The following is an 18,097-nucleotide window of genomic DNA, read 5'->3' on the forward strand; positions in this document are numbered from 1 at the left end:
GCGGAATCAGGCGTGATGGCGCTCGAGCAGCGCCAGGAGCGCGGCGCGCGGCAGCTTGCCGGTCTCGTTGCGCGGCAATGCGGCGACTCTCAGCAGCGGTCGCGGCAGGAACACCGGATCGATCGCCCGGCGCAGCGCGTCGAGGATGGTGTGTTCGTCCAGCCCCGGCGCTACCGCCAGCGCGGCGATGCGGTGCACGCCGAGCGCGTCGCCACCATCGAGCTGGAACACCACGCCGTCCTCGACGCCGGGGATGGCCAGCAGGCGACGGGTGAGGTCGCCCAGCGAGGCACGCTTGCCGGCGATCTCCAGCATGTCGGCCTGGCGCCCGCGCAGGCGGAAGACACGGCCGTCGGTGGACAGGCTGACGATGTCGGCCAGCAGCCGTGGCGCGTCCAGTTGCGGCGCGTCGACCTGGGTGCCATCCGGTTGCGGGTGGAGATGGACGTCCGGATACAGCGTCCAGTCCTCCTCGGACGTGGTGCGGCGACTGGCGAACACGCAGGTTTCAGTCGAGCCGAACACTTCCAGCAGCGGCGCACCGAAGCGCGCTTCCGCCGCCTGCGCCAGCTCGGTCGGCATCGGCGCGGTGGCCGACACCATGGCGGCCAGCGGCGGCAGCGTGATGCCCGATTCGACCAGCGCGCGCAGGTGCACCGGGGTGGTCACCAGCACGCGCGGCTCCGGCACCTCGGCCAGCGCCGAGGCGACGTCGGCCGGGAAAAACGGCCGTCCTGCATGTACGCCGATGCCACCCAGGAGCGGCAGCAGCACGCTCATCTCCATGCCGTACATGTGCTGGGGCGGCACCGTGGCGACCACGGCGAAGCGCTCGCCCACGGCCGTGCGCAACATCGAAAGGTTGCCCGCATTGCTCGCGTGGAAGCTGCGCCAGGTCTTCAGGTTGGCGCTGGGCACGCCCGTGGAACCGGAGGTGTAGCCGATCGCCACGACCTGGTCTGCCGGGATCTGCGGCCAGCTCTCGACCTCCTCGTCCAGCGCCTCGGCAGTCAACGCCGGCATGCGGTGGTAGCCGGTGGGAGCCGGATCGAGCGCCTGCTCGCCCAGCGCATAGCAACCCGGGTGTGCGGCCATTACCTCGTCGACCGCCTGCGGCGCGCGCGAGGAAGGCAGCAGGTTGGTCTGGCCGCGCAGCACGATGGCGCAGAAGGCGACCAGGAAGGCGTAGCGGTCTTCGCACAGGTTCACCGCCGCACCGGCACCGGGCAGCGTGGCCGCCACCTGGCGCACGTGGCCCAGGAACCGGGCGGCGCTGACCGGCGCGCCATCGCGCCAGGCCAGCACGCGCTCCGGCGTGTCCGCGTGCAGCAGCGCCAGGCGCTGCGGCGCCTCGCGCTGGAACGTGTCGTAAACGATGGCCAAGCCGCTATCTCCCAGTTCGCCATGCGCCAGACGCACACAGCATGGCGACCGGCCGTTGCAAGCCGGCGTGAAGCGCGTGTGTGCTGCTGTCCGGCCGTGGGCCGTCCAACGGGCCCGCGGCGCCCCCTGGACGCTCAGGCGCGGATGATAGCGCCGGTGAGGGCATCGCGGATCACGGTCGGGCGCTCCTGGCCGCCGAGCGGGGCATCGAGCACGCCGTCCAGGGCGTCGCCAAAGTATTCCAGCGCCTGCTGTGCGCTGCGCGCCGGTGGCGAACCGTGCGGATTGGCGCTGGTCGACACCAGCGCGCCGCCCCAGGCGCGACACAGCGCGGCAGCCGGTTCGTGGGCGGTGACGCGCAACGCGATGCCCGCATGCGCACCGGCGACCCAATCCGGTACTTCCGCGGTGCGCGGGAAGATCCAGGTGTTCGGGCCCGGCCAGCTCGCCTTGACCTGCACCAGCACCTCGGCCGGCACGCGGGCCAGGTCGATGTAGCGCTCGACCTGGGCGAAGTCGGCGGCGATCAGCAACACGCCCTGGGTGGGCGGGCGTTGCTTGAGCGCGAACAGGCGCTCGAAAGCGTCCTGGTCACGCGGGTCGCAACCCAGGCCGTAGACCGCTTCGGTCGGATAGGCCAGTACGCCACCGCGCCGCATCAGCGCAACGGCAGCGTCGCAGTCGGAGAGGGAGAAACGTTCGGTCACGATCAGGCGCCAGCGGTCTTCTTCGCGGCCGCCTTCTTGCTCGCGGTCTTCTTGGAAGCGGTTTTTTTGGCCGCCGTTTTCTTGGCCGCGGTCTTCTTCGCCGGCGCCTTCTTGGCTGCGGCTTTCTTCGGTGCCGCCTTCTTTGCCGCGGGCGCCTTCTTTGCCGCTGCCTGCTTGGTGGCGCCCTTGCGCGCGAAGCGGCCCTTCTTGACCGGCGCGGCGGCCAGCAGCTCCAGGCACTGCGCTTCGGTCAGGTCCTTCGGCTCGGTGTCCTTGGGGATGCGCGCGTTCTTCTCGCCGTCGGTGATGTACGCCCCGTAGCGTCCGTTGAGTACCTGCACACCGTTGCCGAAGTCGGTGATCACGCGGTTGGCGAGCATCTCCAGCTTCTCGCGCACGATTTGCAGCGCGCGCGGCAGCTCGATCGTGTACGGATCGTCCTCGGCCTTGAGCGAGGCGTAGGTGCTGCCCTGCTTGACGAACGGGCCGAAGCGGCCGATGCCCACGCTCACGTCCTCACCGGCCTCGGACTGGCCGAGCTGGCGCGGGAGCTTGAACAGCTCCATCGCCTCCTCGAGCGTGATGGTGTGCATGCTCTGGCCGGGGCGCAGGCTGGCGAACTGCAACTTCTCGTCGGTGTCCTTGTCGCCGATCTGCGCATACGGCCCATAGCGCCCCAGCCGCACGGACACCGGCTTGCCGCTCTTCGGATCGATGCCCAGCTCGCGCGCGCCGGTCGCCTCGCTGCGGTCGACCGACTCGGTCTTCTCCTCGACCTGGGTCTTGAACGGCTGCCAGAAGCGCTCCATCAGCGGCACCCAGGCTTCCTCGCCGCGGCTGACCGCGTCCAGCTCGTCCTCGAGCTTCGCGGTGAAGTCGTAGTCGACGTACTGGTTGAAGTGCTGGGTGAGGAACTTGCCCACCGCGCGGCCGACGTCGGTCGGCTTGAAGCGGCGGCTGTCCAGGAACACGTACTCGCGGTTCTGCAGCACCTGGATGATGCTGGCGTAGGTGGACGGACGGCCGATGCCGTACTCCTCCAGCGCCTTGACCAGGCTCGCTTCGGAATAGCGCGGCGGCGGCTCGGTGAAATGCTGATCGGCCAGGATGTCCGAAAGCGCGACCTGCTCGCCCTTCTCCATGCGCGGCAGGCGGCGGCCTTCCTCGTCGTCCTCGGCGCTCTTCTGGTCGCGGCCTTCCTCGTACACGGCCAGGAAGCCCGGATCGACCACGGTGGTGCCGGTGGCGCGGAACGCGGCGGGACCGCCCGCGGCGTTGGGCAGGTCGAAGTCGACCGACACGGTGTTGAGGGTGGCGTGGATCATCTGGCAGGCGACGGTGCGCTTCCAGATCAGCTCGTACAGCTTGCGCTGCTCCTCGTTCAAGAAGGCGGCGACCTGGCGCGGCGTGCGCATGGCGGAGGTCGGGCGGATCGCCTCGTGCGCTTCCTGCGCGTTCTTGGACTTGGTGCGGTAGACCTGCACGCCGTCGGGCAGCGCGCCACGGCCGAAGTCGCGGGCGATCAGCGCGCGCAGCTCGTCGGTCGCCTCGTTGGAGAGTGCGGTCGAGTCGGTACGCATGTAGGTGATCAGGCCGACGTTGCCCTCGCTGCCCAGGCCGACGCCCTCGTACAGGCCCTGGGCGACCTTCATCGTGCGGCTGGTGGAGAAGCCGAGCTTGCGCGCGGCTTCCTGCTGCAGGGTCGAGGTGGTGAACGGCGGCGCCGGCCGGCGCTTGCGTTCCTTCGAGGTGACCTCGCTGACGGTCATCCGGCCCTGCGCGGCGTCCTTCAGCACACCGCGCGCGGCCATCGCGTCGGCCTCGTTGGTGAGGTCGAATTGTTCGAATTTCTTGCCGTTGAGCCGGGTCAGGCGCGCGCCGAAGTCGCCGTCGGCATGTTTGAGCTTCGCCTCGACGGTCCAGTACTCGCGGGCGACGAAGGCTTCGATCTCTTCCTCGCGCTCGACGATCATGCGCAGCGCCGGGCTCTGCACGCGGCCGGCGGAGAGGCCGCGCTGCACCTTGCGCCACAGCACCGGCGAGAGGTTGAAGCCGACCAGGTAATCCAGCGCGCGGCGCGCCTGCTGCGCGTCGACCATGTCGTAGGAAAGGTCGCGCGGCGCGGCAACCGCCGCCTTGATCGCCTTGGGCGTGATCTCGGAGAACACCACCCGGTGCATGCGCTTGCCTTCGGTCAGGCCGCGCTCCTTGAGGATCTCGCTGATATGCCAGGAGATCGCTTCGCCTTCGCGATCCAAGTCGGTCGCGAGGTAGATGTCGTCGGCCGCCTTGGCCGCCTTGGCGATCGCGTCGACGTGTTTCTCGTTGCGCTCGATGACCTCGTACTTCATGGCGAAGCCGTTGTCCGGGTCGACCGCGCCCTCCTTGGGCTTCAGGTCGCGCACGTGGCCGTAGGAGGCCAGGACCTGGAAGTCGTTGCCGAGGTATTTGTTGATCGTCTTGGCCTTGGCGGGCGACTCGACGATGAGGAGGTTTTTGGCCATGGGGCGGGGGGTTCCGGGGACGTCCGTGCCGCCGGTCTGGCGGGCACACTCTTTATTAGTTGAGCCATGCGCTCGCCGGAACTGTCAAGCCGGATCGCGTGAAACCGCGATGCGGCGCGGTTTTCGCGGGGCTCGGCCGGCGGCGCAGGGCGCGCCTGCCGGTCAGGCCACGCAGTGGTAACGATTGCCCGGCAGGCTTTCCACCTGCCCTTCGAGCTCGAGCATCAGCAACATGGAGGACAACGCCGCCGGGGCCAGCCCGGTGCGGCCCGCCAGCTCGTCGAGCGTGGCCGGATCGTGGCCCATGGCCTGGCGCAGGCGATGGTGTTCCGGACGGGCGGGCGACGCGGTTGGCGTGTCGGGCGCCGGTGTTCCGGAGGCCGGTGTTCCGGAGGCCGGTGCTCCGGACACCGGGCGCTCCGCCAGCCGGGCGGCAAGCTCCACACCCAGCGCGCGCGCCGCCGGCACCAGTGCCTCGATGAGTTCGCCCGGCTCCTCGATCAACCGCACGCCCTCGCGGATCAGCCGGTGGCAGCCCCTTGCCAGCGGGTTCTGCACCGAGCCCGGCAGGGCGAAAACCTCGCGCCCCTGTTCGCCGGCCAGTCGCGCGGTGATCAGCGAACCGGACTTCAACCCCGCCTCGATCACCAGCGTACCCAGCGACAACCCGGCGATCAGGCGGTTGCGGCGCGGGAAGTGGTCTGCCCGCGGCGCGGTGCCCGGCGGGAACTCGCTGACCACCGCACCACGGGCGGCGATGGCCTGCGCCAGCGCGTGGTGTTTACGCGGATAGACGCGATCGGGACCGGTACCGACCACCGCGATGGTCGGCGCCTTGGCGGCCAGCGCAGCGGCGTGTGCAGCGCCGTCGACGCCGTCGGCCATGCCGCTGGTGATCACGAAACCGGCCTGCGCCAGCGCCGAGGCAAAGTGGCGCGCGTGCGCCAGGCCGCCGGCGGTGGCGCCGCGCGCACCGACGATGGCCACCTGCGGATGCAGCAGCAACGCCGTGTCGCCGTCGACGAACAGCGCCACCGGTGGCTGCGGGATGTGGCCCAGCAGCGGCGGGAAGTCGGCATCGGTGCAGCACAGCAGGCGACGGCCGGGGTTGTCGAGCCAGGCCAGGTCCGCCGCCAGCCGCGCCTCGTCCGGGCGCTTGAGCCAGGCACCGGCGGATGCGCCAAGGCCCGTCGGCGTGTGCTGCAGCTCGGCCAGCACCTCCTCGATGTCGCCGGCTGCGGCCAGCCGCTCGCGCAGCGAGGCCAGCCCCAGGCCCGGGGTGCGCAGCAAGATCAGCCAGGCGCGAAGTGCATCCGTGTCACTCATCCGGCCAGTTTAGGTCGGCCCCAACGAAAAACGGCGCGGCCAAGGCCGCGCCGTCGTGTGGGATAACCCCGAAGCGGGGTTACTCCGGCATCACCAGGCGGTCGCCGCGATGCACCGGGCGCAGGCCGTCCATCACCAGGCCGTAGCTCACGCGATCGAAAGTGCGGAAGACCATCACATGGCCGACGAACTCGTCCGGCAAGGTCACGCGCTCGCCGCTGCCACGGCTCCAGCTGCTGCTGGCGACGTCGTCATGGATGGACTCTCCGGGCTGGAAGAGGGCAAAGGTCTGGCCGTTGTCCACCCCGTCCTTCGCACCGATCGACAACGCCACCACCTGGCGCGGGCCGGCCGCGTCCATGGCATCGGCGAAGGCGATCACGCGGGCGTTGGCCGGGACCGAACGCGGGGCGTGCGGGTAGTAGTAGGGATCGTAGGCCGGACCATCCAGCGGCAGCACGCGGTCGCCGCTGCGGATTTCCTGGGTGGAATCGAGCAGCAGCAGGGTGGACGGATCGCCCCCGCGCAGCACTTCGGCCGTGCCGATCACGCTGACTTCCACGCCCAGCGGGTCGCCCTCGCCATAGTGGCCGTCGTCGCGGAAGTCCTCTTCCCACGGCGTGTTCATCATGGACACGTCGTTGTCGAGGGTATGGCCGAGCACCTCTTCTTCGGTGTTGTCGCCATCGCCGGCGGCATAGCTGCGGAAGGCGTGGGTCGGACGCACGATCGCAAAGCGCTGGCCCGGCTCGGCCTTCAGGCCGCGCACGTACAGGTTCTGGCCAACCGCGCCACGCAGGCGCGCTTCCTCGAAGCCCACGATGTAGGGCGAGGACTTGACCTCGTCCGCATCCATCACGCGCATGTCCTTGAGGAACAGGCGCAACTGGTCGAGCGGGATCGCCGGAATGGCGTCCGCCTCGCGGTGCACGCTCGGTTCGAGCTTGACCCGCGGCCCGTTGATGAAGGACAGGTTGAGCACGTCGCCCGGGTAGATCAGGTGCGGGTTGCGCACCTGCGGATTGGCCTGCCAGATCTCCGGCCACAGCCACGGCTTGGACAGGAACTTGGCCGAGATGTCCCACAGCGTGTCGCCGCGGCGCACGGTGTAGGTATCGGGATGATCGGCGCGCAACTGCGCTCCGGCGGCGTACACGGCCACGGTGACCAGCATGCCGGCCAGCAGCCCGATGGACTTCTTGATCATGTGCTCAGATTCCCCTACCCCGAGGCTCGGGCGAGTGTAACCGAATGGTGAAGACCCGCAACCGGGAGCAGTTGGCAAAATCGCCTGCCGCACGGGAGCTTGCCGCCGTACAATGAGGCCCATTCTAGTTTGCGCCGGGGCTTTCGTTACGACGATTCGCCCGCATCTTCGACGGCGCCCCGAGGTAACGAATCATGTCCGTGCTGACCATCCTTGAATTCCCCGATCCCCGCCTGCGTACCCAGGCCGCGCCGGTGACCGCGTTCGACGCCGAGCTGAAGCAGTTCGTCGCCGACATGTTCCAGACCATGTACGACGCCAACGGCGTGGGCCTGGCCGCGACCCAGGTCAACGTGCACAAGCGCGTGCTGGTGGCCGACATGAGCGAGGAGCGCAACCAGCCGCTGGCGCTGATCAACGCCGAGATCGTCGGCAAAGAAGGCACCCAGGTGTACCAGGAGGGCTGCCTGTCCTTCCCCGGCATCTATGCCGACGTCACCCGGGCGCTGAAGGTCACGGTCAAGGCGCAGGATGTGGATGGCAAGGCATTCACGGTGGAGGCCGAAGGCCCGCTGGCGGTGTGCATCCAGCACGAGCTGGACCACCTGGCCGGCAAGGTATTCGTCGATTACCTGTCGCCGCTCAAGCGCAACATGCTGCTCAAGCGCATGGAAAAGCAGCGCAAGCAGGCGGCGAGCGCTTGAGGATCGTCTTCGCCGGCACGCCGGAGTTTTCCGTTCCCTGCCTGGAAGCCTGCCGCGCCAGCGGCGCGCAGGTGGTGGCCGTCTATACCCAGCCTGATCGCCCCGCCGGTCGCGGTCGCAAGCTCGCGCCCAGCCCGGTGAAGCAGGCGGCACTGGCTGCCGGCCTGCCGGTCGAGCAACCCGAAACGCTGAAGTCGCCCGAAGCCCAGGCCACGCTGGCCGGCTACGCGCCGGACCTGATGGTGGTGGTCGCCTATGGGCTGATTCTGCCGCGCAAGGTGCTGGCCATCCCACGGCTGGGTTGCTGGAACGTGCATGCCAGCCGGCTGCCGCGCTGGCGCGGTGCGGCACCGATCCAGCGCGCGATCCTCGCCGGCGATGCCGAGAGCGGCGTGGACCTGATGCGCATGGAAGCCGGGCTGGACACCGGCCCGGTGCTGCTGGAAAAGCGCACGCCGATCGCTCCGGATGACACCGGCGGCACGCTGCACGACCGCCTGTCGATGCTGGGTGCCGAGGTGCTCGCCGACGGCCTGCGCCGCACGCTTGCCGGCGAGGCGTTGGTCGCCACGCCGCAGCCGGACGAGGGCGTGACCTACGCGCACAAGCTCGACAAGGCCGAGGCGAAGCTGGATTTCGCGCGACCGGCGATCGAGCTGGAGCGCACCGTGCGTGCGTTCGATCCGTGGCCGGTGGCGGAGGGGGTGATCGCCGGTGAAAACCTGCGGATATGGAGTGCGCGTGCCGTCGATCGCCAGCACGGCGCCACGCCCGGCACCGTGATGGCGGCCGGCCGCGACGGCATCGAACTGGCCTGCGGCGAAGGCGTTTTGCGGGTGACCGCGGTGCAGCGCCCAGGCGGCAAGCGCATCAGCGCCGCCGACTACCTCAACGCCCGCCCGGAACTGCGCGGAGCCACGAAGTGAACGCGTACTCGCTCCCTCTCCCCCGGCCTTTATCAAAGATGGGAGAGAGGGTTGGGGTGAAGGGCCAAGGCTTGCGGGGAAAGATGGGCAAGGTGTGGCTGATAAAAGGCTGTCGTTCCGGCGGAGTTTCGGGCAAGCCCCGGCCCCTCACCCCAGCCCTCTCTCCGGCGGGGAGAGGGAGCAGGTATCGGTGATGGCCGATACCCGCGCCCTGGCCGCCACCGCACTCGCCGAGATCGCACTGCGAGGCACCTCGCTGCGCGAGGCGATGGAACGCCACGCGCCCAAGCTGCCCGACCCGCGCGACCGCGCCCTGCTGATGGCCCTGCTCAGCGAGGGCGCGCGCTGGTGGTTGCGTTTCGACCCGGCGCTCGACCGCCTGCTCGAGCAGCCGCTGCGCCGCAAGGAGCCACAGATCCACGCGCTGCTGGTACTGGGGCTGGTACAGCTTGAGGTCCTCGGACTGCAGGACTACGCCGCGGTCGCCGCCACCGTCGAGGCCACCCGTGCGCTCAAGCGCCCGCGCCTGGCCGGGCTGGTCAACGCCGTGCTGCGCCGCTGGCAGCGCGAACGCATCGGCCTGCTGGCTGCACTCGACGCCGCGCCGCCGACCCGCCACGCGCACCCGGTCTGGCTGGCTAACGCCATCGCCCGCGACTGGCCGGAGTCGTCCGACGCGGTGCTTGCCGCCGACAACCTCGAGCCGCCGCTCATGCTGCGCGCCAACCGCCGCCGCACCACGCGCGAGGCGCTGCTCGAACGCCTGCACGCGGACGGCCAGACGGCCAAAGCCCACCCTTGGCTCACCGACGCCATCGTGCTGCCGCACAGTGGCGATGTCACCCGCCTCGCCGGCTTTGCCGAGGGCCTGTTCGCGGTGCAGGACGGCGCCGCCCAGGTCGCCGCCGACCTGCTCGACGCCCGACCGGGCCAACGCGTGCTCGATGCCTGCGCCGCGCCGGGCGGCAAGGCCTGCCACCTGCTCGAACGCACCGATCTGGCGCTTACCGCGCTGGACTCCGATCCCGCGCGCCTGCGCCGGATCGGCCAGAACCTCGACCGCCTCGGCCTGCATGCGGACCTCGTCGCCGGAGACGCCGCCACGCCCGCCGCGTGGTGGGACGGTGAGCCGTACGATCGCATCCTCATCGATGCACCCTGCTCGGCCACCGGCGTGCTGCGCCGACGACCGGACGTACGGCTGCACCGCCGCGAAAGCGACATCCCGACGCTCGCCACGCTGCAGCAGCGCATCCTCGGCGCGCTGTGGCCGCTGCTCAAGCCGGGCGGAAAACTGGTCTACGCAACCTGCTCGCTGCTGCGCGCGGAGAACGAGGCGGCCGTGCAATCCCTGCTCGCCACCGGGCCTGACGCCCGCCCGCTGCCGTTCACCCTGCCGGAGGGCCAGGCCGCCGCGGTCGGCTGGCAGATCCTGCCCGGCGATGGGGATCTGGACGGTATGTACTATGCGGTCATCGAAAAATCTGCCCCGCGCTGAGAACCCCGCCATGCCCGCTTTTTCCCCGGCCACGCCGCAGGAGCGCCGCCGTTTCTGGCTGTTGCTTCTGATCGCACTGGTGATCCTCGGCGCCGGCATCGGCCTGCGCGATCCCTGGCCGTCGGACGAACCGCGCTTCACGCTGGCCGCCAAACAGATGGTGGAAAGCGGCGGCTGGCTGTTCCCGCACCGCGGCAGCGAGCTCTACGCCGACAAGCCACCCATGCTGATGTGGCTTCAGGCCGCCAGCTTCGAGCTGGTGCGCAGCTGGCGCCTTGCCTTCATGCTGCCCTCGCTGCTGGCCGGGCTGGGCACGCTGCTGCTGGTCTACGACCTTGGCCGGCGACTGTGGAACCGGCGCACCGGCCTGTACGCGGCGGGCGGACTGCTGCTGGCGTTCCAGTTCGTCTACCAGAGCCAGCGCGCGCAAATCGATCCGCTGGTGATGTTCTTCATCACCGCGGCGAACTGGGGCCTGCTGCGGCATCTGCTGGCGCCAGCGGACACCGGCGCAAGCGCGAACTGGCCCATGTTCTGGCTGGGCTGCTTCTGCGCCGGCCTGGGCGTGATCACCAAGGGCGTGGGCTTCATCGCGCTGTTCATGTTGCTGCCCTATGCGTGGGCCGCCTGGCGCGGCTGGGACGGCGTGGCGCGGCCCGGTCGCGGCGCATGGTGGCGCTGGGTGCTGGGGCTGGTGGCGGTGCTGGCGGCGATCGCGCTTTGGCTGGCGCCGATGCTGCTGACGGCGCACGCACGCGCCGACATGCCTGCCTACCCGGCCTACGTGCACGACATCCTGTTCCGCCAGACCGCCCACCGCTACGCCAATGCGTGGCATCACATCCACGCGTGGTGGTACTACCTGCCGATCGTGCTGTTCAGCTGGCTGCCGCTGTCCCTGACCTACGCCGGCAGCGTACCGCGCTGGTGGCAGCGGTTGCGCGAACACGACGCCCGCGTGCTGCTGCCGCTTTGCTGGGTGGTGCTGGTGCTGCTGTTCTTCAGCGCCTCGCCGGGCAAGCGCGACGTGTACGTCATGCCCGCGCTGCCGATGTTGGCACTGGCCACCGCACCGTTCCTGGACGAACTGCTGCCCAGGCGCTGGCTGCGCGTGATGGGCCTGCTGTTCATCGCCGTGCTCGGCGCCGCGATGCTCGGGCTGGGCCTGTGGGCGCTGCACTCGCACTCGCCGAAGGTGGCGCAGTTCGTCGCCCGCCGCGACCTGGCCAACGGCGGTGCCGCGTTGTGGTGGATGTGCGTGGTGCTGGGCGCGGTGCAGCTGGTGCTGGTCGCCACGCTGCGCGTGCGCCGTGCGGTCTGGGCCGTGTGCGGCGGCATGGCCGCACTGTGGCTAGCCTGGGGCTACTGGGCGGTGCCGCAGCTGAATGATTCCAGCTCGTCGGCCGGCTTGATGCGGGACGTGCGCAGCCACCTCGCCCCCGGCGACGAGCTCGGCCTGGTGGCCTGGAAGGAGCAGAACCTGCTGATGCTGGACCACCCCGCCGTCGACTTCGGCTTCAAGGTGCCCTGGCACCTGCAATTCGCCCGCGCCACGCAGTGGCAGGCGCAGGCGCCGGCCACGCGCTGGCTGTTCGTGCAGCAGCCGGCCATGGGCGATTGCGTGGACCGCACCCGGGCGATCTACCTCGGCCACGCCAACCAGCGCGACTGGTGGATGTTCAAGGCCGACGCGGTGGTGCCCGGTTGCGTACCCAGCGCCGCAGTGGATGAGTTGCCGGACGACGATGCCGATGCCGGCGCCGTCCCGGCGCCGGAAGCCCCCGCACCGGTCGGTCCTTGATGGCCGCTCCTCGCATCCAGCTGCTGGCGCGCGACAACGGCGCCGGCCTCAGTCGCGACATGGCCCTGCTCGCCGCTGCACTGGAAGAGGCCGGCGCCGCGGTGCGCACGACCGCGCTGCCGCACCGCGGCCGCGTCGCCGAGTGGCTGACCCGCGCACGCCTGGCCGGTCGTGCGCCCGCGTTCGATTTCACCCTGATGCTGGAGCGCGTACGGCCGGAATTCGCACGCGCGGCGCGGCACAACGTGCTGGTGCCCAATCCCGAATACTTCCGCGCGCGGGACCGCGCTGCGTTGGCTCGCGTCGAGGAGGCATGGGTCAAGACCCGCCATGCCGAACGCCTGTTCGCGGCGCTGGGCATGCCGGTGCGCTACATCGGCTTCACCAGCCCCGACCGGCGGGACCCCGCGGTGCCGCGCCGCCAGGCCTTCTTCCACGGCCCGGGCCGCAGCAACAACAAGGGCACTGCGGCGCTGCTGAAACTGTGGGCCGCGCACCCCGAATGGCCCACGCTCACCGTCGCCTGGCGGCGCAAGCGCGTCGAACTGGACACGCTGCCGGCCAACGTCCACCTGATCCGCGAACACCTCGACGACGACGCCTACCGGCAGTTGCAGAACGCGCATCGTTTCCACCTGTGTCCCTCGCAGACCGAGGGCTACGGCCACCACCTGGTCGAGGCGATGAGTTGCGGCGCGGTGGTGGTAACGCTCGACGCCGAGCCGATGAACGAGCTGGTGACGGCCGAACGCGGCGTGCTGGTACCGGCGACGGCGACGGGCTCGCAGGACTTGGCCACGCTGTACGGCTTCGCCGGCGCGGACATGGAGCGGGCCATCGAGCGCTGCGTGGCGATGCCGGAAACCGAGGCCGCTGCGCTGGGTACTGCCGCGCGCGACTGGTACGACACCGAACGTGCCGCCTTCGGGGCACGTCTGAAGGCGGCGCTCGGCGCCGTTTAGCCGTCCGGGCGATCCGCCCGCGCAAACTCCGCAAGATGGCCATCGATGCCATGCTCGCAGCGCACGACGCCCTCTGTGCGGGTGGCGTGGAACAGGCGGTTGTTCGGCAGGCTCAGGTCGTTCACGTCGGGCTGGGCACGCGAGTCGTGCCACAGATGCACCGCCAGCGCCGCCCACTTCAACGCACGGCGGCGCAGGCCGGCGTTCTCCAGCCGCGCCACCAGCTCGCGGTCCTCGGCGCCGTAGCCTTCCATGCGCTCGTCAAAGCCGTTGACGCACAGCAGATCGTCGCGCCAGAAGCTCATGTTGCAGCTCATCACCCGGCCGCCGCTCCTGGAGCGCGCCTTCCAGCGCGCCAGTTGCGGCTGGCGGAACGCATACAGGCGCTTGCTGCCGTCGAACTCGTGGAAATCCGCACGCGACCACGGCGCGAACACCGGCGCTGCCCCGGCCAGCAGGCGCGCGGTTTCCTCGCGGGTGGCCTTGATGCGCCCGCCCTGCAGGAAAAAGCCGGGCTCGGCCAGCATCCGGTGATCGGCCACGAAATGGGGATGCAGCAGCATGTCGCCATCGATCAGGATCACGTAGTCGCCGTGACAGGCGGCGATGCCCCGATTGCGCGCGCGCGCGGCGCGGAAGCCCTTGTCCTCCTGCCACAGGTGGCGCAACGGCACCGGGAAACCGCGCGCCATGCGCTCGACCAGCGCGCGGGTTTCCGCGCCCGAGCCGTCGTCGGCCACGATCACCTCGTCGGGAAGCCGCACCTGCGCCGCCAGGCTGGCCAGCACGCGCTCGAGCGCGGCTGGCCAGTTGTAGGTGAGGACGATGGCGCTGACCCGCATGGCTTCCTCAACGCCCGCGCAGGCCGCGGCGCAGGATGGCCAGCGCGCGCTCGACGCGCTTGCGCCACGGCGACGGCCCACGCATGGCGATGCCCGCGTACAGGCGGGCCTCGGCCCAGGTCGGGCGCTCGCGGGTCTTGAACTCGGACTTGGCCAGGTCCAGCACGTGTGCGTCCAGGTGCATGAGTGCGGCGTAGTGGTTGATCAGGCAACGCGAGCGGAACTGGGCGGCGAACTCGCGCATGCGCGCCTGCTCGTGCCACCAGCCGTTGCGGCCGTGGATGCGGTAGTCGACGTTGCCGGTCGGCAAGAAGTATTTCTTCGCGCCGAGCAGGCTGGCGCCGAACACCAGGCAGTTGTCGGCGCTGATGCGCCAGTTCGCCACAAACCCGGGCGGCAGGTCGAGCACCCGCGCAGCCAGTCCGCGGCGCAGCGCCAGCGCCGAGGTGGGCGCACCGTACCAGCGCGCGTGCACCCAGGTGCCCAGCACGGTGTAGCCGAGGTCCACCGCTTCCTTCGCATAACCCTGTGTGCCCGACTCGTTGCCGACCAGGCGCACGTCGGAGAACACGAAGTCGATGTCGCGGCGCGCGGCGAACAGCGCGGCCAGCTGGCGCAGGTAGTCCGGCCCCCAGCGATCGTCGGCGTCCAGAAAGCACACCACCTCGCCGCGGGCCGCCGCCAGGCCGCGCTGGAAGGCGGCGAGCTGGCCGCCGTTCTCGCCGCACAGCAGCTTCACGCGGGGCTCGCTGCCGTAGCATCCGCGCAGATAGTCGGGCGAGCCGTCGGTGGAACCGTCGTCCACCACGATCACCTCGAGCGGGGCATGCGTCTGCGCCAGTGCGCCGTCCACCGCCTCGGCCACGAAGTCGCGGTAGTTGTAGCTGGTGACGACGACCGAGAACGTGGGCGCGTCCACCTCAGGCCTCCAGCAGCCGGCGGAAGTAGGCGATGGTTTCCTTCAGGCCGTCCTCCAGCCCCACCCTGGGCTGCCAGCCCAGCTTCTCCTGCGCCAGCGCAATGTCGGGCTGGCGTTGGCGCGGGTCGTCGGCGGGCAGCGGGCGGAACACCAGCTTCGACCTGCCGCCTACCAGCGACAGCACCTTCTCGGCCAATTGCAGCATGGTGAACTCGCCGGGGTTGCCGATGTTCACCGGGCCGGTGAAGCCGCGCGGCGATTCCATCATGCGCACGAAGGCCTCGATCAGGTCGTCCACGTAGCAGAAGCTGCGCGTCTGGCTGCCATCGCCGTAGATGGTGATGTCCTGGCCCTTGAGCGCCTGCACGATGAAATTGCTCACCACGCGGCCATCGTTGGGATGCATGCGCGGACCGTAGGTGTTGAAGATGCGCACCACCTTGATGTCCAGGTCGTGCTGGCGGTGGTAGTCGAAAAACAGCGTCTCGGCGCAGCGCTTGCCTTCGTCGTAGCAGGAACGGAAGCCGATCGGGTTGACCCGGCCCCAGTACTCCTCGCGCTGAGGGTGCACTTCCGGGTCGCCATACACCTCGCTGGTGGAGGCCTGCAGGATGCGCGCCTTCACCCGCTTGGCCAGGCCCAGCATGTTGATGGCACCGTGCACGGAAGTCTTGGTGGTCTGCACCGGATCGTGCTGGTAGTGCACCGGCGAGGCCGGGCAGGCCAGGTTGAAGATGCGCTCCACTTCCACGTACAGCGGGAAGGTGACGTCGTGGCGCATCAGCTCGAAGTACGGATGGTTCAGCAGGTGCGCCACGTTGCGCTTGCTGCCGGTAAAGAAGTTATCCACGCACAGCACGTCGTGGCCATCGGCCAGCAGGCGGTCGCACAGGTGCGAGCCGAGGAAACCGGAGCCGCCGGTGACCAGTACCTTGTTCATGCGTCCTCGTGGGTTGAGCTGCGCCGTGCGCCGGCCGCCTAGTGTAGGCGAGCCGGCGCCGCGCGCCGCGTGCGCGCCTCCAGGCCCAGCGCCAGCGCGAACGGCAACCAGATCAGCAGCCAGCCCGGACGCGGACTGTCCAGCAGCTGCGGCATATCGAACTGCAGCGCCACGCTGGCATACACCCACAGTCCCAGCGTCACGCGACCCAGCGGTTCGCTACGGTGCCGCCAGCCGCTCCAGGCCACCAGCGCCCACATCACCGCCATCACCGCAAGCCCCGGCAGGCCAAGCAGGATCGCCGCCTGGGTCAGCACGTTGTGGCTGTGGGTAAGGTGCTGGCCACCCACCACGATGGTGAAATCCGTGCCCTGGCCCAGCCCCAGCCAGGGATGTGCCGCAATCAGGTGCAGCGCCTTCAACAGAATCTGCGGCCGGTAGGAAGCCCCGCGCTCCATCAGCACCGGCAAAGGCCAGGCCAGTGCGACCACGCTCAGCACCAGCACCGCCACCGCCACCAGCGCCGCCACCAGCACGCCCGCGCGGCTGCGCTGCCACAGTGGCGTTGCAAGGGCGCAGGCGGCCAGCGCCAGCCACACGCTGCGCGACTGGGTGAGCGCGACGAACAGCAGTAGCGCCATGAACGCCCCCATGCTCGCCACCCGCCACGCACGCCCCCGGCCGGGCAATTGCGCCAACCACACGCAGGCCGCGCCCATGGCTGCGGCGGCATAGTTCGAGGTAGCGATCACGCCTTCGCCGGCGATGCGCGCCTGGTCGAGGTCCTCGGGGTGTGGCGCGCGCAGAAAGACCATGCTGTAGGCCAGCGCGGTCACCGCCATGGCCCAACCCACCGCGGTCAACAGCATCTCCATACGCGCCGTCCGCTCGCCGCCCCACAACTGGCAACCGAGCACGAACAACACCACGCTGACGATGCGCCCGAACTCGTCGCCCGGCCGATCCTGTTGCGCCCAGCACATCGACAGCGTGGCCCAGGCCACCAGCAACAGGAAGGCGCGGAACGCCGGCTGATGCCACAGTCCACGCCAGAGCGCGCTGCGCTGGCGAACCGCCAGGCAGAACACGGGCAGGTACAACAGCACGACGAGACTGACCTGATACAGGCGGCCGGGGTTGAAGGACACACCCGCCGGCATCACCAGCATGCCGATCATCAGCCAACCGAGGCCCAGGCCGATCACGCTCTCCCATCGACTGGAGGCCAAGGGCAGGTTGCGCATGTCCGGCTTCGCTCCGGTCGGAAAATCCGTTGATCCGGCGTGCTGCGCCGGCGAGGGCACCCACGTATCGCGTCCATTCGCTTCCGCCGTGTCCTTGCCGTCTTGCCTCATCGTCACTCCACTTGCTACCCGTACCCACGTGCGCCGGCATCCGCATCATGCCTGGGCGCGACTGAAGGGCACCCGCCGGATACCACCGGGCGGTCGCACAACATAAACCCGATTCATGTTTCGTCAATGACGATGGGCCGGCGGAAACGACCGTAGCGCCTGCCCGCTAGAATGCCGCCATGCCGACCCTGCCCCTCACGCTCGCCGTCATCACGTACAACGAAGCCGACAGCATCGCGCGCTGCCTGGACAGCGTGCCGTTCGCGGCCGAGAAGCTGGTGGTCGATTCGGGGAGCGACGACGACACCGTGGCGATCGCGCAGGCACATCGCGCGCGCGTGGTGCATCAGGACTGGCTGGGCTTCGGCGCGCAGCGCAATTTCGCCACCACCCAGTGCGCGCACGAGTGGATCCTCGTGCTGGACGCGGACGAATTCCTGTCGCCCGCACTGATCGCGGAGATGGAACGGGTCCTGCCCGCGCTGATGGCCGGCGAGGCACCGGCAGCCTGGTTGCGCCGGCGCACGGTCTACATGGGCCGGCCGATGCGCTGGTATCGCCCCGCAGTGGGCGAAAAGCTGGCCCGCCTTTACCACCGCGACCGCGCGCGCTGGAGCGATGCGCGGGTGCACGAGTCGCTGCGCTTCACCGGCCGGGCGCCCACCTTCGACGCGCCGTTCGACCACGTCAACAACCCGACCCTGGTGCACAAGCAGCTGAAGGTTCTGCGCTATGCCGAACTCAAGTGCCGCGACTGGTTGGAGAAGGGCAAGCCCGTCCGCATGTGGCAGGCGCCGTTCGTGTACCTGCTTGCGTTCGTGAAGGACTACTTCGCGCGGCTCGCCTTCCTCGATGGCTGGCGCGGCTTCATGATCGCGCAGACGGCGGCGAGCTATGCGCTGTACAAGCGCATGCGCTACTACGAGATGACGCACAACCCGCCCTCGGTGGCGCGCGCCGGCACGATGCTGTCGCGACACGGGCTGGACCGCTGATCGCGCACACCTCCTTCGAGTCTTCGTC

At 69.7% G+C, this 18,097-nt stretch carries 15 protein-coding genes; 6 read left to right on the plus strand and 9 right to left on the minus strand.

What is annotated here, in order from left to right; translation table 11 throughout:
• Positions 1–6 precede the first annotated feature (6 nt).
• From ACFWZ3_RS08305 to ACFWZ3_RS08325, 5 genes are all read right to left on the minus strand, one after another.
• Positions 7–1,383, minus strand: coding sequence for an AMP-binding protein (locus ACFWZ3_RS08305; protein ID WP_439707266.1), 1,377 nt, complete (start codon positions 1,381–1,383; stop codon positions 7–9).
• A 134-nt stretch (positions 1,384–1,517) separates the two neighbouring features.
• Entirely contained in the window at positions 1,518–2,090 is a 573-nt protein-coding gene (locus ACFWZ3_RS08310; RefSeq protein ID WP_439707267.1) for an L-threonylcarbamoyladenylate synthase, read from the minus strand.
• Positions 2,091–2,092: 2 nt separating this feature from the next.
• Positions 2,093–4,594 (minus strand): DNA topoisomerase I, encoded by a 2,502-nt coding sequence (locus ACFWZ3_RS08315; RefSeq protein ID WP_439707268.1) that lies wholly within the window; start codon positions 4,592–4,594, stop codon positions 2,093–2,095.
• A 162-nt stretch (positions 4,595–4,756) separates the two neighbouring features.
• The gene (dprA, locus tag ACFWZ3_RS08320; protein ID WP_439707269.1) at positions 4,757–5,920 is read right to left on the minus strand and encodes a DNA-processing protein DprA; all 1,164 of its coding nucleotides are present in this window, start codon (positions 5,918–5,920) and stop codon (positions 4,757–4,759) included.
• A gap of 79 nt (positions 5,921–5,999) precedes the next feature.
• Positions 6,000–7,127 (minus strand): LysM peptidoglycan-binding domain-containing protein, encoded by a 1,128-nt coding sequence (locus ACFWZ3_RS08325; protein WP_439707270.1) that lies wholly within the window; start codon positions 7,125–7,127, stop codon positions 6,000–6,002.
• Positions 7,128–7,321: 194 nt separating this feature from the next.
• Between ACFWZ3_RS08325 and def the strand changes: the two genes are divergently transcribed.
• The 5 genes from def to ACFWZ3_RS08350 all read left to right on the plus strand — a co-directional run bounded on the left by def (position 7,322) and on the right by ACFWZ3_RS08350 (position 13,018).
• Positions 7,322–7,831: a peptide deformylase gene (gene def, locus ACFWZ3_RS08330; protein ID WP_439707271.1), complete on the plus strand. Its 510-nt coding sequence runs from the start codon at positions 7,322–7,324 to the stop codon at positions 7,829–7,831.
• Positions 7,828–8,757 (plus strand): methionyl-tRNA formyltransferase, encoded by a 930-nt coding sequence (fmt, locus tag ACFWZ3_RS08335; protein WP_439707272.1) that lies wholly within the window; start codon positions 7,828–7,830, stop codon positions 8,755–8,757. Before def ends, fmt begins: the two co-directional genes overlap by 4 nt.
• A gap of 193 nt (positions 8,758–8,950) precedes the next feature.
• The gene (rsmB, locus tag ACFWZ3_RS08340; RefSeq protein ID WP_439707273.1) at positions 8,951–10,255 is read left to right on the plus strand and encodes a 16S rRNA (cytosine(967)-C(5))-methyltransferase RsmB; all 1,305 of its coding nucleotides are present in this window, start codon (positions 8,951–8,953) and stop codon (positions 10,253–10,255) included.
• A gap of 10 nt (positions 10,256–10,265) precedes the next feature.
• On the plus strand, positions 10,266–12,056 hold the full coding sequence (locus tag ACFWZ3_RS08345; RefSeq protein WP_439707274.1) for an ArnT family glycosyltransferase: 1,791 nt from the start codon (positions 10,266–10,268) through the stop codon (positions 12,054–12,056).
• Entirely contained in the window at positions 12,056–13,018 is a 963-nt protein-coding gene (locus ACFWZ3_RS08350; protein ID WP_439707275.1) for a glycosyltransferase, read from the plus strand. Before ACFWZ3_RS08345 ends, ACFWZ3_RS08350 begins: the two co-directional genes overlap by 1 nt.
• On the opposite strand, the gene ACFWZ3_RS08355 is transcribed toward ACFWZ3_RS08350, so the two are convergent.
• From ACFWZ3_RS08355 to ACFWZ3_RS08370, 4 genes are read right to left on the minus strand one after another with little or no spacing between them, the layout of a single operon-like run.
• Positions 13,015–13,860 carry a glycosyltransferase family 2 protein gene (locus ACFWZ3_RS08355; RefSeq protein ID WP_439707276.1) on the minus strand — a complete coding sequence of 282 codons (846 nt, stop codon included), beginning with the start codon at positions 13,858–13,860 and terminating at the stop codon, positions 13,015–13,017. The two genes, ACFWZ3_RS08350 and ACFWZ3_RS08355, sit on opposite strands and share 4 nt — an antisense overlap.
• Positions 13,861–13,867: 7 nt before the next feature.
• A complete protein-coding gene (locus ACFWZ3_RS08360; RefSeq protein ID WP_439707277.1) occupies positions 13,868–14,779 on the minus strand; it encodes a glycosyltransferase family 2 protein in 912 nt (303 codons plus the stop codon).
• A gap of 1 nt (position 14,780) precedes the next feature.
• Complete coding sequence (locus ACFWZ3_RS08365) at positions 14,781–15,719, minus strand: UDP-glucuronic acid decarboxylase family protein (protein ID WP_439707278.1); 939 nt, start codon at positions 15,717–15,719, stop codon at positions 14,781–14,783.
• Positions 15,720–15,757: 38 nt separating this feature from the next.
• On the minus strand, positions 15,758–16,963 hold the full coding sequence (locus ACFWZ3_RS08370) for an O-antigen ligase family protein (RefSeq protein ID WP_439707279.1): 1,206 nt from the start codon (positions 16,961–16,963) through the stop codon (positions 15,758–15,760).
• Between the two features lie 290 nt (positions 16,964–17,253).
• Here ACFWZ3_RS08370 and ACFWZ3_RS08375 point away from each other — a divergent pair, with 290 nt between their 5' ends.
• Positions 17,254–18,069 carry a glycosyltransferase family 2 protein gene (locus ACFWZ3_RS08375; RefSeq protein WP_439707280.1) on the plus strand — a complete coding sequence of 272 codons (816 nt, stop codon included), beginning with the start codon at positions 17,254–17,256 and terminating at the stop codon, positions 18,067–18,069.
• Positions 18,070–18,097: the final 28 nt, after the last annotated feature.

Origin of the sequence: Frateuria sp. GZRR35, from assembly GCF_051900415.1 — a bacterium.
Classification (GTDB): Bacteria; Pseudomonadota; Gammaproteobacteria; order Xanthomonadales; family Rhodanobacteraceae; genus Frateuria_A.

Excerpts from the sequence above, each read along its gene's own strand:
- def (WP_439707271.1), top strand. The coding sequence starts at position 7,322 with ATGTCCGTGCTGACCATCCTTGAATTCCCCGATCCCCGCCTGCGTACC.
- ACFWZ3_RS08375 (WP_439707280.1), top strand. The coding sequence starts at position 17,254 with ATGCCGACCCTGCCCCTCACGCTCGCCGTCATCACGTACAACGAAGCC.
- ACFWZ3_RS08315 (WP_439707268.1), bottom strand. The coding sequence starts at position 4,594 with ATGGCCAAAAACCTCCTCATCGTCGAGTCGCCCGCCAAGGCCAAGACG.
- ACFWZ3_RS08345 (WP_439707274.1), top strand. The coding sequence starts at position 10,266 with ATGCCCGCTTTTTCCCCGGCCACGCCGCAGGAGCGCCGCCGTTTCTGG.
- ACFWZ3_RS08370 (WP_439707279.1), bottom strand. The coding sequence starts at position 16,963 with ATGCGCAACCTGCCCTTGGCCTCCAGTCGATGGGAGAGCGTGATCGGC.
- dprA (WP_439707269.1), bottom strand. The coding sequence starts at position 5,920 with ATGAGTGACACGGATGCACTTCGCGCCTGGCTGATCTTGCTGCGCACC.
- ACFWZ3_RS08325 (WP_439707270.1), bottom strand. The coding sequence starts at position 7,127 with ATGATCAAGAAGTCCATCGGGCTGCTGGCCGGCATGCTGGTCACCGTG.
- ACFWZ3_RS08365 (WP_439707278.1), bottom strand. The coding sequence starts at position 15,719 with ATGAACAAGGTACTGGTCACCGGCGGCTCCGGTTTCCTCGGCTCGCAC.
- ACFWZ3_RS08355 (WP_439707276.1), bottom strand. The coding sequence starts at position 13,860 with ATGCGGGTCAGCGCCATCGTCCTCACCTACAACTGGCCAGCCGCGCTC.
- ACFWZ3_RS08350 (WP_439707275.1), top strand. The coding sequence starts at position 12,056 with ATGGCCGCTCCTCGCATCCAGCTGCTGGCGCGCGACAACGGCGCCGGC.
- rsmB (WP_439707273.1), top strand. The coding sequence starts at position 8,951 with ATGGCCGATACCCGCGCCCTGGCCGCCACCGCACTCGCCGAGATCGCA.